3 protein-coding genes are annotated in these 17,909 nt (G+C 40.3%); all 3 read right to left on the bottom strand.

Features of this window, described 5'->3' with window-relative positions:
• Nucleotides 1-166: 166 nt before the first annotated feature.
• The 3 genes from BM329_RS01300 to BM329_RS01290 all read right to left on the bottom strand — a co-directional run bounded on the left by BM329_RS01300 (nucleotide 167) and on the right by BM329_RS01290 (nucleotide 17,837).
• Nucleotides 167-5,950 carry a type I polyketide synthase gene (locus tag BM329_RS01300; RefSeq protein ID WP_092547747.1) on the bottom strand — a complete coding sequence of 1,928 codons (5,784 nt, stop codon included), beginning with the start codon at nucleotides 5,948-5,950 and terminating at the stop codon, nucleotides 167-169.
• Nucleotides 5,951-6,008: 58 nt separating this feature from the next.
• Nucleotides 6,009-7,481, bottom strand: coding sequence for a serine hydrolase domain-containing protein (locus BM329_RS01295; protein ID WP_092547744.1), 1,473 nt, complete (start codon nucleotides 7,479-7,481; stop codon nucleotides 6,009-6,011).
• An 81-nt stretch (nucleotides 7,482-7,562) separates the two neighbouring features.
• The gene (locus tag BM329_RS01290; RefSeq protein ID WP_092547742.1) at nucleotides 7,563-17,837 is read right to left on the bottom strand and encodes a type I polyketide synthase; all 10,275 of its coding nucleotides are present in this window, start codon (nucleotides 17,835-17,837) and stop codon (nucleotides 7,563-7,565) included.
• Nucleotides 17,838-17,909: the final 72 nt, after the last annotated feature.

The following is a 17,909-nucleotide window of genomic DNA, read 5'->3' as shown; positions in this document are numbered from 1 at the left end:
ATTTCCTATATAATTTCATTTATTTCAGATTCAATTTTCTTGATGACGTCATTTTTGTATTTCTGCAAATAAAAATATCCACCCTGAAATCCATAAATTGTGCATTGACCTAAAATATATCTCGACCACTCTTTCATCATTGCATATACTCGTCGTCTTTCAAGTTTTAGAAATTAAAGTTAAACAAATCATCCTCTGCTGTTTCACTATGACTTCCTTCATTATCCATACTCAATATTTTTTTAATTGCTGTATCAGGACGAGCAACAATACTATTTAACAAGGTTAAATATCTCTGTTTAAAATAATTTATCGTTTCATCTTTAAATAAATTCTTTTTGTACTCAATATTGAATTCATAACCTTCAGGGTTTTCTTTAACAAAGAATGTGATATCAAAACGGGTATTTTTCTGATTAATCTCATAACGGGAGAATTTAACCTCAGGCAATATAAAATCAGCCATACCAATATTCATATAGGAAAATACCGTATCGAAGATCGGTGTTCTATTCAATCTTGGCTTGATATTCAGCTCTTTTACCATATCCTCAAACTGAAAATTAGCATTTTCAAATGATGTTATTGTTGTTTCAGCAACATTTTTAACAAAATGATTAAATGATAATTCATTTTCACATTTAAAGGTGATCGGCAGCAAATTAACAAACATACCAATAATATCTTGCAGTTCACTTTGTGGCCGTCCCAATATTGGCGTACCGACTGCAAATTCATCTTGCCCGGAGATATCTTTCAACAAAAGCGCGTAAGATGAAATGAACAGCATGAATTTTGTAATATTCTCTTGTTCTGCCAAGGCATCAAGTTGATCACTCAATGGTTTGTCAATGGCAAAGCTTATCCAGCCACCTGTGTTACCTACTTCATTTGTTCGAACATAATCTGTCGGTAATTTAAATTCAGGCAAATCTTTTAAATTTGATAACCAAAACGCTTTCTGCTTCAATATACGGCTATCATTTAACATTTTTTGTTGCCAGACTGTATAGTCTTTATATTGTATTTCTAAAGGCTTAAGTTCTTCATCCTGATAAATACTTAAAAAATCCCTGACAAAGATATCCTGAGATAGCCCATCTGAAATAATGTGATGTAAATCCAGGAAAAATATATAGTGTTCTTCTCTTACTTCAAGCAAGGTAACTCTAATCAGTGGCGGCTCATTTAAATTAAACGGTTTAATCAAGCTATTAACTTTCACGTTTATTTCATCATCATTCATATTGGATGAATCAAGTTTTAAGTAATCGATATTTAACTCAATATCATTGTTACATTTTTGTCTCGGCTCTCCATCAGATAAAACAAATGATGTTCTCAGTGAATCATGTCGTTTAAATAATAAATGAAGTGTTTTGTTAAATTTATCTTTATCTAATTTTCCGATAATATTAAACGCGGCGGTTTCATTATAAGCAACAGAATTTTTGTCAAATATCTGTTGCAGATAAAGTCTCCGCTGGCCGGAAGATAATGGATAATTGTCTTGAATCTCTGCCGGCAATATCATCTGATACTCTGATTCTGACTGAGAACCACATAACATGACAATATCTTCTATTGTCGGGTTTTTAAAGAAATGTGTTAATGACACATCTATTTTACAGTTTTTATGGATACGGGATAATAGTGTTATTGCTTTAAGTGAATTACCGCCCAACTCAAAGAAATCATCTTTTAAACCAATAGGTTTAATTCTTAAGAAATCTTGCCAGATTGAGACTAATTCCGCTTCAATTTCACTGTTTGGTAAAACATACTCAGTGTCTAAATCAGGTCTGACTGAATAATTCTCATGCTGAGTTTCTGCTTCATTATCATGGACAGAAGGCGCTGACCATTGGGCAATACGTGCGTTGATATCCGCCGTCGAAATAACAACAGCCTGTCTTTCCTGATATTTGAGTACCTCTTCTAATAAAGAAGTGCCTTCATTTTTCGTCACAAGCAAGTGTGATAAGCTGCTTCCCACTTTTTCGTTAATTTTATCTTTTTCCGCTAATTCCCAGCCATCCCAGTTAATTAATGCCCAGGTTTTCGGATTCTTCCGGTTATGCTGCAATACAAACGCATCTAAATAGGCACTGGCTGCCGCATAGGCATAAAATCCTACACCACCGAGAATCGGGGCCAGAGAAGAAATAACTAAACAAAAATCATAATCAATGGGTTCTAAAACCTGTTCTAATACCATTATCCCTTTTTGCTTAGGCACCAGATGGCTGTCAATATATTCCATCTCTGTTTCACTGAGCGACCTAAACGAAGCGTCATCGGTTAAACCCGCCAGATAGAAAATACCATCAATACAACCATATTTAGCCATCATGTCATTGATAAGTTTTTCCATTGCAACACGATCGCTTGCATCAACCTGAACAAATTCTAAGTCAGCGGCGGCTTCTGCTACGGATTGCCATTGCTGATCACCGGCATATTCCTGTTTAGATCGTGAAGAAATGACCAAGTGGGCATGATATTCTGTTGCAAGATATTGAGAGAATGTGTGGCCGATAAATCCTCCCCCACCAATGAGTAAATACACGCCCTCTTTTTTCAGACAGGAAAGGTTATCTTTTATAAAAGGACTATAGGATAAAAACGCTTCAGTCCATCTTCGATTATTTCTGTAGATAACGGTTTTATTTCCACCTGCCTCTATTTCGCGCATTAATATCTCGGCAGCGCAATCATCAGGATTACCAACGTCTATCGCGCGGCAATCCACTTCGTGAAATTCTTGTCGGATAACTGTGCTGACAGCTAACATCGCGGCGGCACGTGGATCAATATCAGGCTCATTGCAAACTTCACGTGCGTTCTGAACAAGTAAGGTAATATCCGTGAGTTTATTGACATGACAAAATGCGCGGTGTGATTTAATTAAATAGAGAGCTGAGGCCAATTGTTCATTAACGGCCAGATTTCCCCCTGTGCAATCAATGATAATCTCTTCAATAGGAACTTCATTCTTATTAAGAAACTTGAATAAATTTTCATAATCTTCCACGTGAAGAGCACGAAGGGTACTGGGTATTCCAATCTCTAATTCGCATTGTGAACCAATATTAACCTGAATAATTTTATGATAATGCTTGATTAATCCTTGTTCGTAGAGAGTGCTTTGCTCAGAACGCTCCCCCAATCGGAATAACAGTGCGGTCTTGGCATGTTTATTTTGCTTCGAATATTTCAGAACATCTTGCTGCCAAACAGATTGATAAAACCAATCTGACATATTCTCATTTTTGATAACAGGAATCTGACCCTTTTCGACACTTTCATTATTACCGGAAAACAGGTGCAAGAAATTGGCATTTTCAGGCCAGTAAATACTGCGGTCAAACGCATAACCCGGCAATGAAATACGTTTACAATCTGATGATGGGCGTACTTTTTCCCATTGAATTTTAACGCCTTGTTGCCATATTTTACCTAAACCAGACCAGAACAAATAAGGCTGGGTTGCGACTTTATTATCTTCCGGTAACAATTGGATAATGGCTTGTGCATCTTCCGGTAAGGTATATCGGCGAACTAAATTAACCAGATCTCTCCCCACGCCGACTTCAAGTAATACATAATGCTGACTGCTGTTGAGAATATTTTCGATTCCCTGAACAAAACAAACTGTCTTTTCTGCTTGTTCAGCCCAATATTGAATTGATTTTACCTCTGTCTCAGACAAAATTTTACCGGTCACAGAGGACATAATGGCTGTTTTCGGGGCACTTAACGTAAAACCAGAAAGTATTTGCAACAATGCTTTATTTATTTCAGCCATTGCAGGGGAATGGGCTGCATGTTTAGATTTTATGGGTGTCGTTAAAATACGTTTTTTCTTTAATATCTGAGAAAATGCTTCAATGGATTTTTCATCGGATGAGACGACACAAGAATCTTTATTATCTATCGCAATAACAATGTGTTCAGGGCAAAGCGACAAGACTTCTGATGCAGGCAACGGGATACTCAGCATTGCGCCAGTAGGCAGACTTTGCATAAGCTGTCCGCGTTTTACGACAAATTTTAACGCATCTTCCAAGGTGAAAACGTCAGCAATTGTTGCCGCAACCAATTCCCCAAAGCTATAACCAATCAGAACAGAAGGTTTTATTCCATTATCAATCAGGCAATGAGCAAGCGCATATTCGATAATAAAAATGGCAGGCTGCGCATATTGTGTCTGGCTAAGATAATCACTATTGCCATTATCAAACCACTTATCCCGGAGAGATTCGCCAAGATATTCTGAAGCCAGGAGTAAACCTGAATCCACTATAGAGCGGAATAATGAATGATTTTCATAAAGTGATAATGCCATATTTGTATATTGTGCTCCCTGACCCGGGAACATAAATACGATATTCGGCTCTGCATCTTTCGCTTTTACCGGATTGGTGGTTGCTCTTTCCAGCACCGAACAGAGTTCCTGGTATGTTGAACCCATAAATGCTTTACGGTAGCGGAGGTGTTTTCTCCCTTCCTGCAAAACGTAGGCAACATCATTTAAGCGGTACGATTTCGAATCTTTAAGTACCTTGAGCAAATTCTGTTGATTATTTTGTAAAGCTTCAGGCGTTTCGGCTGAGATTAGGAATAGATTGGGAGATTCATCATCCGGGATATTTTCTTGCCTGTCTGCTTCAGCCAGCACAATATGTGCATTCGTTCCACCAATACCAAACGAACTGACCCCGGCCATTCTTTTTTTACCTTCAGGAACTGCCCATTCCATCGGACAATCCACCACTTTAAACGGTGTCTCGTCTAAATATAATTTATCATTCGGCTTTTTGTAATGCAGAGTAGGTGCTAACTGTTTATTCTTCAATGACATAACAGTTTTAATGACACCGGCAATTCCTGCTGCTTCGTCTAAATGACCGATATTGCTTTTTACCGCGCCTAACCAACAAGTATGCTGAGAATGTTGGAATACACGCGCCAACGCTGTGACTTCAATCGGATCGCCTATTTCAGTTGCGGTGCCGTGGCATTCTATGTAACTGATATCTTCAGGTTCAACCCCCGCCAACATTTGTGCATTGGAAATAACTTCAATTTGCCCTTCTATACTTGGTGCCGTGAAGCCGACTTTACGTTGCCCGTCATTATTGACTGATGTTCCTTTTATAATCGCATGGATGTGATCATTGTCTTCTACAGCGCGATCAAGTAGCTTTAGCAGCAAAATTCCCACCCCATTGCCACCCACCGTGCCACCTGAATCTGCGTCAAATGGCCGGCAATGACCATCCGCTGAACGAATCATTCCCTTCTGGTATGTATAACCCGATTCCTGAGGCAATGAAATGGAAACCCCTCCCGCCAAAGCGAGATCGCAATCGCCACTTAATATCGACTGACAAGCGGTGTGGATAGCAACCAGAGAAGTTGAACATGCCGTATGGACGGACATAACAGGTCCATTCAGGCCCAATCTATAAGCTATTCGGGTAATAACAGATTCTGGAAGGCTCCAGTTGACAACATCAAATATTTCAGCCGGAGTCAGCTTCTGTTTTAACTGATTAGAAATCCACGGTAAATTGAACGATGTACCGGCGAACAAACCTACCCTGTCCTGCATTTCACCGGGGACATAAGCCGCATCTTCTAAGGCGTGCCAACAGCATTCATGCAATAACCGGCATTGGGGGTCCATTTTATCAACTTCATCTTTGAGATAACCAAAGACGTTATTATCAAAAGACTTGTAATCTTTGAGTATGGCTTTAGCAGGTACAAAGTCAGGATCGTTGATCTCTTCCTCTTTGTAACCATTCTTAATTAATTCTTCATGCGTAAATTTTCTTATACTTTCTTTTCCTGAAATCAGATTTTGCCAAAACATTTGTGGTGTCGTTGCATCAGGAAAATTACAAGCCATGCCAACTATGGCTATATCAAATGAATTCGTCATATATTAACAACCTAATTGATATCGATAAGTTAAATAACCAAAGTCTAATTTAATATTTTTACCGGAGATAAAGACTCTGGTTTTTGGCATACGATATATGTTTGAAAAATATAATCAGCAGATTAATCAGACTCATGACTAACGTTGACATTAACAGCGTTAACATCAATATGAAACTCATTGGCATCCAGATAATCAATGAATTCCAGGACATATTCAATAAAATGGAAGGAAAGAAAAAGCATAAAAACATTAAGGAGAAACAGAAAAAGACCAAAATAATTACAGTAAATTTCTTTATCGCAGAAAGAGGCTGTTTGTCTTTATTCACAATATTTCGATAGATTCTAAATGAAACCCATATTAAAAACAGGGAAAGGAAGGCACTGGCTATTAAAAATAGTCTGTCAAAAGTATCAAACAACTCAATATCATTGGCAGAGGTTAATTTTATCGTGCCATTACCTGATGAAAGTTGTTGCAGAATTTGTTCGCCAATAGTAAACGGAACATTACTATTAACATTCGCCATCACCACAACAGCGACATGAGACTGAGTATTAAAACCGACGAAGCTGGAGAAATTCGGATTCATTCCGGTATGATAGATCTTATCATTATTTATCGACCACCCCAGTGCATAATGCACATTTTCGCCCTCATTGGTCGGTAATTTAGTGTCAGGCTCCAGAATACGTTTCTTATATTGACTTAATGGTGAATCATTATCTTCAATAAGAAAACGGAGCCATTTTTCCATATCTATTGCATTTGTCTGAATATATCCGGCGGGAATATTAGAAATGAAAAAAGGGGCATCATAAGGTCTGGGTGCAAGGTAACTTATCTGATATCCCGTGGCTTTATTGCTGACCGCAGAATCAATGGACGTGTCATTCATTTTCAGCGGCGTTAACACGTAATCCTGCAATAACTCAGCATAAGGTTGTTGTGTCACAACTTCCATCATTCTGGCTGCAATATCATAATTAATGGTTGCATAGGAATAACGTGTATCAGGGTTATCCTCAAGATTTATCCGCCCAATGTTCTTTATCATCTGTGCTAATGAATCATGACCAGAACCACCATAAATAAAATCAACACTTGAAAACGGAACCCCTGATGAATGATGTAACAGTTGAATAAAACTCACTTCTACAGGTTTATCTTCATAATAGAATGAGAGTTCTGGCAAGACAGAAGAAACGCTTGTCTCTGGTTTTATTTTTCCCTCTTCAAGCAGTTTTGCTGCTATCAACCCGGTAAATGCCTTACTTGTCGAACCTAATTCAAATAGAGTTTCCGGTTTAACGTTTTCTCCTGGGTTTTCATTTTGTTTTCCTAACATTATCAAATGGGTGTTATTTTGTTTATCAATAAACATCAATGATAACCCCGGAATTTTACCGACATCCATATATTCAAGCAGTTGTTCCTTTAGTTCCGCAGGGTCAGTTGATTCATTTTGAGCAAAAGACATTGATATAAATAAGAGACTAAAAAAAGCAAGAAGCAATCTGATTTTCATCCAATAACACTCCTAATATTCAATGATGAAATTTATTGAGCAAAAATAAAATCTGAAAGTTAAAATTTCAGGAAGATCATACTATTCGGAAATAATATTAATCACAGAATCCAATCCAGATTTAATCTGGGTCAGGCAATTGACTTTATTCCCATCATTATCATGATCTTTACACGATACTATTAACTCTTCCATTTTTTCCTGGATAAGAGAGAATGAACTTTCAAGTTGAATGGCACTTGCTGACCTGGCAATCATCAGGAACCGCTTTAATGAAGAGATTTGATCACGCCAACGTACAAATATTTCTTCCAAATCAGTCACTGTGCTATTCGTTAACAACGCCGGAGTTTCAATCAGTTTTTCGATTGCTGCTAATCCTATATAACAAGAAAATTCATTTTCAGGGTATTTTATCTCTTCTTCTTTTCTGAAATCATTAATCAGATTGTTTAAAATGATCTTTTGTTGTGCTTCGCTATCAGGAAAATCACCATCACAATTGACAGTAATCACCAAATAGGGGCGGGATTTCTTAAAGACTTCATGTGATTGCATGAAATCTAATCCCCTGAATCCAATCACCGTTTTTTCAAATTCCTGTTCGGTAATTTCCCCAAAGTATTGGAAGCTGCCGTCGTAGACTTGATAACCTGAATCGGTCTTTCCAACCAAGACAAACGCGTGTGGAATGACCTCATCATCCAAAACGATATCCCGGAATAACGGTCTTGCTATATATTCCGCTTCCGATAAACCGTATGAAGGTGAGAAAGGCAAATAGTAATCACTTCCTGTTACAATGACGACATGCCCGAGAGATAACTCTTTTTCACAGTAATTGCGATAGGATTCATAATCATCAAAGAATTTCTTGGCATAAGAGAAGGAATAACTTTCATCTAAGGCAGGCCAGCCAAGAATACGGCCAAAATTAACCTCCTGATGAGATAATTGAGTTTCATTTTCACACTGTTGTAATACGATACCCAATAATGGGCTACCGTCTGAAACCAGCATCAGTGCATCACTACAGTCTAATTGATGTTCATGTTTCAATTTTTCTCTGACGGCTGAATACAGGCAACTGGCATATTCCGGGTATAATTCGGGAGAAAATTTTTCATTGAATGTCCAACGCTGAGTCTTATATTCCGTGTTATTCTCATTGCCCAATAGTTGATTTATTTCAAACAGGGTTTTACCTGACAACAACATATTGATGTTAATAGGCAAGTTTATCTCCTTCGCTTTTGCAATCACCTGTACTGCTGAAAGTGAACTGCCGCCCAGAGAAATAAAATCATCACTGTTTTCGATTTTATCGATACCCAGAATGAGCTTCCAAATAGCGCCTAATTGATCAATAGCACTGTCCGATACTTTTCCCCGACTGATCGGGTTGGTATTTATTTTCTCCTCTTTTTCAGTCTCTTCGGCAACGCTCGGCGGGTTACCAGAAAATAATGCCTGCAATCTTTTAATATCAGTCGGATACGCTTTTCCGCGTATGGGGGTTGGCGGCAAATGAATTAATTCAGGTTGCTGCTCATTGATCTCCTGCTGCCAATTAACACGGATACCATATAAAGCAATCATGGCTAATTTTTCTATCAGCTCATTATGGTGGCTCATCCCTTTGGTCTTATGGCCCTGCCACGAGAGACAAGCGTGGTTGGTATTATAGTCTGAATGATTTTGAACTAACGTCGAAAGTCCACGACCTGGCCCCACTTCGATAAACAAACAGTGTTCATTTTCTAAGGCCGTTGCAATAGATTGTCTGAAGCGGACAGGCTGACGAATATGATCAACCCAATAATCACTTTCTGTCACACGTTTGTGATCAACCCATTCGCCTGTCACATTCGATATAAAATCGATTTGAGGTTTATTGAGTGTGATGCCTTTAAGAGCCTGACCATATTCTTCCAGAACCGGGTCCATATAACGGGTATGGAAAGCTCTTTTGATTTCCAGACGTTTGGTTTTTATCGATTCTGTATGGCAGATTTCTTCAAATTGCGTCATTGCCTCATCTGAGCCCGCTACAACACAAAGTTCACTGCTGTTATCCAGGGCAATATCAAGATTTTCCGGTAAGATTTCCTTCACTTTATCTGAAGACGCCATAACAGAGAGCATAGCCGCCGTTTCTGTCGATTGCATATATCTGCCCCGAATGCAGATAATTTTAATTGCATCTTCATATGAGAATACACCAGCGAGGGTCGCGGCTACATATTCTCCCAGACTGTGACCTATCATTGCATCAGAAGTAATATCATAAGATTGCAGAACCTGTGCCAAAGCATATTCAATAATAAACAACAATGGCTGAACAAATTCAGTTTCATAAATAGGCTGTTCCTGAGAACCATTAATCAGCAACGCTTTCAAATCTGTTGTGCAATACTCTTTCGCAATCACAAACCCTTTATCACACCACTGTCTGAATAATACATTATGCTTATAAAGATCTTGTCCCATCGAGATATATTGTGAACCTTGACCAGGGAACAAAAACACCACTTTCCGCTTAATCCCGCGTGATAGATTAATATTGTCTTTTTCTGTTGAAGAGAGTGCATTAATCAATTCATCACGGTTATTCACGACCGCAATAAATTGTGATGCCATTGTCTCTCTTTGCATCAGGCTGTAAGTGAAATCACTGATATTCAGCTTTTGATTATCACTCTGAATAACTTGCTTTAACTGTTTCTTATAGGACTGCAATGATTTCTCGTCCGGTGCCGATAGAATCAATGGCAATCGATTATTTGTATTTTTCCCGGATAATTTATTTTGGTCAGCCCGATACTCTTCCAGCACAAGATGCACATTCGTGCCGCCAAGACCAAAGGAACTGACACCGGCCCTAATCGGATGTTTACTGTCATGCAGTTCCGTATATTGGTTATTCACCATAAATGGACTATTCGCAATATCCATTTCTTTATTGGGACGGGTAAAATGCAGCGTTGGCGGCAATACCTTATTCTTGATGGATAATGCCGCTTTTATCAGCCCGGTGACACCTGAAGCGAAATTGAGATGACCAATATTCGATTTCACACTGCCGATTCTGCAATAACTCTTTTTATCCGTTGAGAAAGCTTGTTTCAGGGCATTAAATTCAATCGGATCACCCAAATTCGTGCCCGTGCCATGTGTCTCTACAAAATTAATCGATTCTGATGAAACATTTGCATCCCGCAATGCGGCCTGAATAACGTCAACCTGACCTTTTGTACTCGGTGCGGTGTAACCGACTTTCATCCCCCCATCATTGTTAATACCACTGCCGATGATGGTCGCATAAATATTATCTTTGTCTGCTATCGCTTGTTTCAGGGGTTTCAGAACGACCACACCAACGCCATCACTAAATACCGTTCCGTTAGCCTGAATATCAAATGGCCGGCATTTTCCATCTTTAGAATAAATCATGCCTTCTTCAAATAAATATCCGGCTTTAATTGGCAACGTAATTGAAACACCACCCGCCAGTGCAACATCACATTCACCCGTACGCAGTGATTTAATCGCTTCGTTCACAGCAACCAGCGATGAAGAACAGGCTGTTGAAATCACCATACTTGGCCCGGACAAATTTAATTTATATGACACACTGGTCGACATATAGTCTTTGTCTGCCACGACCATCGCACTATATTGACCGGCATTGCCTTCTGCCGTTGCCATTGCTTGTGCCAGCCACGGTAAATTTCCTGATGCCGCAGTATATAAACCAATTTTCAGCTTGTTGTTTTTGGGTGAGATCCCCGCATCCTGCAATGCCTGCCAACTGCAAATGTGCATCGCCCGAACCTGTGGGTCCATTTGACGTGCTTCATAAGGTGTATAACCAAAGAATTCAGCATCAAATTCACCTGAATGCGGCATAATACCTTTGGCACGAACATAATTCGGATCATCCAATAAGTCTGAATCAATGCCTGATTCAATTAATTCTTCCTTGCTCATTATGCTGATTGATTCTTTGCCATAGCATAAATTATCCCAAAACTCATAAATATCTTCAGCGCCCGGGAATTTTCCTGCCATACCGACAATTGCAATATGTTTATCGAAAGCAATATGTTTATCGAAAACCGTATCCGGTTTAACAACGTATTCTGCTACATAGTCACTATTATCTAGCTGTTCATGCTGGCTATCATTTTTGCTGACTATTCCATATTGACTTGTTATGTAATCAGCCAGTAATTCTGAGGTGGAATAACTGAACATATCCACGACTGAGATATCAATCTCTAACGCATCCGTTAATCTTTTATTAACTTGAACCAAATCCAACGAATTGGCACCTAATTCAAAAAAGTTATCTTCACGGTTAATCTGTGTGATTTTTAAGAAATCTTTCCAGATTGAAACGATGGTTTCCACTATCTGATCTTTGGAAATGGTTTTCCTGTGAGATTGACTGATTTTATTAATATCAAAGGCTTTTAAATGAGAACCGACCCATTGTTCAAAACGTTGATTCAAATCACCGGTAGAGACAATAATTTGCCCGTGCAATGGTGATTGTAAAACACGTTCCAGAATCTGAATGCCTTCATCCGGTTCAATTAAAAGCTGGCTCAATGAGGAACCCAGCGCATCACCGGAATCATTGCGTTCAAACACCCATCCATCCCAGTTAATGCTAATCCAGGGCTTGCCTTGCTGGTTTTGTTGTCTTGCAAACGCATCAGCAAATGCACTGACAGAGCTATAGGCAGAAAAACTTAAGCCCCCCAGCATTGAAGCGATTGAAGAACAAAGCAGACAAAAATCCAGTGGCTGGTGTTCGGTCAATTCCGCCAGAATTTTATAAGCTTCAACTTTGGTTTCTATTTGTGGCGAACACGCATCCAGCGTTATCCGGTTAATGCCCTGAAACGAATCGCCTTCCGTCACACCCGCGGCACAGATGATGCCATTCAATGCTCCATGTTGCTCGTCTATTGTCTGCAATAAGCGTTGCATGGCAGATTTATCAGCCACATCAGCCGGATAATAAACCACATCGCCTCTGCCAAGATCGGCCAGTTTATTCAGTTGTTGCAATAGGTTAGTGGTCGGCAAATCTGCTTGAGTTGCCTGTTGCCATTCATGCCTGTCAGGTAATTCCCGGCGGCCAGACAAGATCACGGTTGCCTGATATTCTTTCAAAAGATATTCTGCAAACAGCAAACCTAAATCACCCAGTCCGCCAGTAATCAGGTAGGTGCCCTGCTGTTTCAGGAGCGAATGCTTTTTCTGTGGCTCCACGTTAAGCCGTTCATAGACTTGTTCAGAATAACGCCCTTCTGTCCGGCAAACGATAAAACGCCCGTCTGTGGCTAACAGCTCTTCCGTTAATATCTCACAGGTGTTTTCAATCGATTCTGTGGTATTGATTTGGACTAATCTGGGATGGCATTTGCTGACTTCCTGAGTAATGACTTTGACCAGGCCCTTGAGCATGCCGGATTCAGGCTGCTCGGTGTTCACCAGCAATAAACGGAAATCCCCCATATTGCCTACCGTTGCCCATGCCTGAAGCAACGTAATGGCAGAAAACCACGTGTTTTTTAAATCACGATGACCGGATAAAGGCCAGGCAAATATGACCGAATCAGGTTGTAACTGATTTTCTTTTAATTCATGGAAGAGCTTTTCGAAATGGCTGACTTCACCTGCGGCCAATGTAATCACATTGTTCACAGAGGTGTAATCATCACCTGATAACACAAACCTTATTGATTTTTCATCAATATTCAGATGGCGGCTAAGCGGCTCGCACCATTCCATACCCGGAACAAAGCACAAAGCGGTTTTAACTTCAGATTGATTCGATTTATTGGGTAAGAGCGCATCCTGCCATATTTCACCATACAGCCAGTCTGAAATAGTATTTTTTTGTATCCGGGTTTCAGTTATTTTCTCCGCCTGATTTGAACTGGCCTGTGAGTTTCCGGATCCCATTTTTTCTGGGATAAACTGATAACCGGGCAGACTGACTCTTCCTGGCTTGACATCCTGATAAATAACCGACCAATTAATGGCATAGCCCTTCATCCAAAGCTGACCAAGCAGTTTTAATAAATAGGCTCTGTCATTTTCTTCTTCTAATGGATGCCGCATCACATTAATAACAGAGGTATCGGTATTTGTTCCGATAACCTGCTTAACAAACGTAGACAATGTTCTGCCCGGCCCGACTTCGATAAAGGCATTCAGATCGGGCTGTTCCAGACAAGTCATAATACCTTGGTGGAATTCGACTGTTTCACACAAATGGGCAACCCAATAATCAATGGAATTGGCTTGTTTTGCCGTGATCCATTGACCGGTGACATTGGAGATATAGGCTTTATTGGGCTTTCTCCATTTTATCTTCTTCAGCGCCTGTTTAAACTTCCCGACCGCAGGTTTCATCATTGCCGTATGAAACGCATGAGAGGTTTCCAATAATCGGGTGCGGTAATTTTTATCCGCCAACGCAAGCTGTACTTTTTCAACTTCAGCCTGCGATCCCGCGATAACGCAGGCCATTGATGAATTCACCGTGGCTAACGTCACTTCATCAGTTAAATAAGGTTCAATCTCTTCTCTGCCAGCCGAAACACTCAGCATCGCTCCCGGCTCACATTCCTGCATGATAAGGCCTCTGACAGCGACAAGTTCTAAAGCCTCATCCAGCGTCATCACGCCTGCCATTGCGGCAGCCACATATTCACCGATGCTATGGCCAATCATGGCTTTGGCTTCTATACCTAACGCTTCCAGACTCTTAGCCAGAGAATAAGAGATGGCAAAAATAATGGGTTGGGTAAATTGCGTATTGCGGAGTTTTTCTACACTGTCTTGATTCTTTTCATCATAGAGCAATGCCAGTAAATTAATGCCGAATCTCTCGAAGAGATATTCGTGACACTCATCAAGATGCTTTCTGAAAATCCCCAATTCCTTGTATAAATCCCTCGCCATATTGATATATTGTGCCCCCTGACCCGGGAACATAAAGACAATACGCGGTGTTTGGTCAAAGGAGATTTCGGCGATGTTGTTTGTCTCTTTGACATGCAATAAAGCGTTTTTGAGTTCTTCTGCATTATCTACCACAAACGATGTGCGATATTCATGTTCCCCTCGCCCGATTTGGAGGGTGTAAGCAATATCAGAAAGCGATTTCGTGTGGGTATCTGCATTTAAAAAATGGCCTAATGTTTCCGCCGTTTTAATCAAGCCTTCTTTGCTTTTACTGGAGAGTGTAATCAGTTCTGGGCGATCTTGCTCGCTACTGATTCGATCTAAGATAGATTGGATCGTGATATGAACATTTGTTCCCCCAATACCAAATGAACTCAATCCTGCGGTTCGGATATCGTTATTATTGCCCCAATCAGTTGCAGTATTCATTAAACGGAATCGTGTCCCTTGCAGCAACCCGTGATCATTTTTTTCAGTATGGCAAGTTGGCGGGATCTTCTTATGTTTGACTGTCAATAGTGTCTTAATGAAACCAGCAACACCTGCGGCACTGTCGGTGTGACCGAGGTTTGATTTGACACTGCCAATGTGACAAATACTGGGATTATCGTCTGCAACGCTCAACGCATTTTTGACACCTTCCAGTTCAATATCATCGCCTACCAATGTCGCTGTACCATGCGCTTCCAAATATCCGACATCGTTGGCAGAAATTCCGGCCATCGCCAGAGACTGTTTAATACAGGCTGCTTGCCCATTGGCACTCGGCGCGGTAAAACCGGCTTTTTCATAACCATCATTGTTGACGCCATAGCCGGCAATCACGCCATAGATGTGATCATTATTGTCAATCGCATCTTCCAATCTTTTTAAGGCAACCATGCCAATGCCATCACTGAACACGGTTCCGCTGGCATCCTCTGAAAAGGGTTTACAATGGCCATCGGCACTATTTACCATGCCATTGACATACATGTAGCCACTTTTCACCGGAACGGTGATGGAAACGCCCCCCGCCAACGCTAAATCACATTGATTAACCCGCAGGCTTTGACACGCAAGTGTGATGGCCAGTGCAGAGCTGGAACAGGCACTCTGGACGGTCACGGCTGGCCCGGTCAGATTCAACTTATAAGCGATGCGGGTTGTGAGGAACTCACGGTCATTTAAAAGCCCGATGCTGAACTGTTCTGTTGTATCTTTAACTTCCTCTTTTACCCGGTCTAACCATTCATAATTAGAGCCAGAAGACGCAAACAGACCCGTTACCGGGCGATATCTGGGGTTACCATATCCTGCATCATCCAGTACTTCCCAGGTTATTTCATGCAGTAAACGGAATTGCGGGTCCATATATTGTGCTTCACGCATTGTGTAACCAAAGGCGGTTTTATCAAAATCCAATGCATTCTCAACAATCCCTTTTGCCCTGACATAATGCTTATTTTTGAAAATATATTCTGGAATTCCCGCATCAATCAATTCATCATCGGTAAAGAAAGAGATGCCTTCTTTACCGGACAATATATTTTTCCAATATTCCCGTACATTATGACTGCCGGGGAAACGGCCACTGATGCCAACAACGGCAATGGCATTTTCAGGATAGTCATGATGGGTTGTTTTTATACGATTTGATGTTTTTCCATTTGCCACCTTTTTTGATTTACGTGTCGTTTTTCGCGGCGTTTCATTGATGACATCGTATATTTTCTCAGAAATTTTCTGACAGGTTGTATAACGATACAAATCATTAATTGATAATTTGATAGCATAATGCGCATTTATTTTTTCGTGTAACTGAACAATATGTAAAGAGCTGGCACCAACATCAAAGAAATTATCATCTTTGGAAATATTCTTATTCGGGAAGTACGCGGTTAAAACATTCAACATCTCTTTCAATATAGAATTGATATCTATTTTTTCTGCAAAATCAACCGATACTTCTTGCTCTTCATTATCTTGCTCTTCATTAAAGACAGAAGCAGTCTCTTTTTTTATTGAAGGCTTAAACTCAATCCGATTGGGCAGTTCCTGATAATTTAGATGTTCTGCCGAAACCGATTCTGCTCTCTCCGAAAATTCTTGCAGAATAAGATGTGCATTCGTGCCACCAACACCAAAAGCACTGACACCAGCATTGATTGGCGCATTGTTTTGTGTGACCCAGGGCTTTGTTTGTGTATTAACATGAAAAGGGGTTTTTTCCAGTGCTAATTTTTTATTGGCTTTTTCAAAATTAATGGATGGCACTAATATCTTGAAATAAACACATAATGACAGTTTTATCAGTGATATTACCCCGGCTGCGGTATCACAGTGCCCGACATTGGATTTAACCGAACCAATGGCACAAGATGGCTGCCCATGAAAAATAGCATCCAGCGCTGCGATTTCAATTGGATCACCCAATACCGTACCTGTCCCGTGTGTTTCTATATAACTAATACTGGCAGGATCAATTTCCGAGACATTCAATGCTGCCCGAATCACCTTTTCTTGCCCCAAGGCACTGGGCGCGGTAAAACTTATTTTGTCATTACCGTCGTTATTAATGGCACTGCCTTTAATCACGGCATAAATTCTGTCGTTATCTTCAATTGCATCCGTCAATCTTTTCAGGGTAACAACGCCAACCCCATTACTGAAGACCGTCCCACCCGCCTGCTCATCAAATACCCGTGTCTTGCCGTCGATACTATTTATCATGCCTTCCTGATACCTATATCCGGCCTGATGCGGGTGCGTTACGCTGACACCGCCAGCCAAAGCAATATCACATTCTCCGGCTTGCAGAGCCTGACAGGCTGTATGCACAGCCACTAATGAAGTTGAACAGGCTGTTTGTATCGTAACGGACGGGCCACGTAAATTCAGTAAATAGGAAATACGCGAACAAAATGCAGAATCATTTAATGTTGCAACATGGAACAGCTCTGCTGAGGAGTTAAATTCAGTATTTAAAGTGTTAAACCATGACCACTGATTACCGGCTCCTGCATAAACACCAATTTCTCCCGGATAGTCTTTGGCATCAATACCGGCATGGTTAAGTGCCTGCCAGCAGGTTTCAATCATCAAACGGGTTTGGGGATCCATTTTTTCTGCGTCTGGATGGTTAATTGCAAAATAATCAGCCGCAAAATGGTAGGGTTTGTTGATGATACCTTTAACAGGAACATAATCTTCGTTTAAATACTCTTCAGACGATATACCATTATTCTCTAATGTTTCCTGAGTAAATCTGCTAATACCTTCTTTTCCATCACAGAGCATTTCCCAAAAATCATGCACATTGTCTGCGCCAGGGAATTGACCAGCCATTCCAACTATAGCAACTTCAAGACCAGTGACATTATTTACCATAATTAACCTTTAATATAATTATTTGATAATGAAAAGATCATTTTCAATTTAAATAATTAATAATCCTCATGA

Origin of the sequence: Xenorhabdus koppenhoeferi, from assembly GCF_900116635.1 — a bacterium.
GTDB classification, from domain to species: domain Bacteria; phylum Pseudomonadota; class Gammaproteobacteria; order Enterobacterales; family Enterobacteriaceae; genus Xenorhabdus; species Xenorhabdus koppenhoeferi.
This window is presented reverse-complemented; position numbering and strand designations above follow the sequence as displayed.

Coding starts and splice junctions, on each gene's coding strand:
- BM329_RS01290 (WP_092547742.1), bottom strand. CDS start 17,837: ATGGTAAATAATGTCACTGGTCTTGAAGTTGCTATAGTTGGAATGGCT.
- BM329_RS01300 (WP_092547747.1), bottom strand. CDS start 5,950: ATGACGAATTCATTTGATATAGCCATAGTTGGCATGGCTTGTAATTTT.
- BM329_RS01295 (WP_092547744.1), bottom strand. CDS start 7,481: ATGAAAATCAGATTGCTTCTTGCTTTTTTTAGTCTCTTATTTATATCA.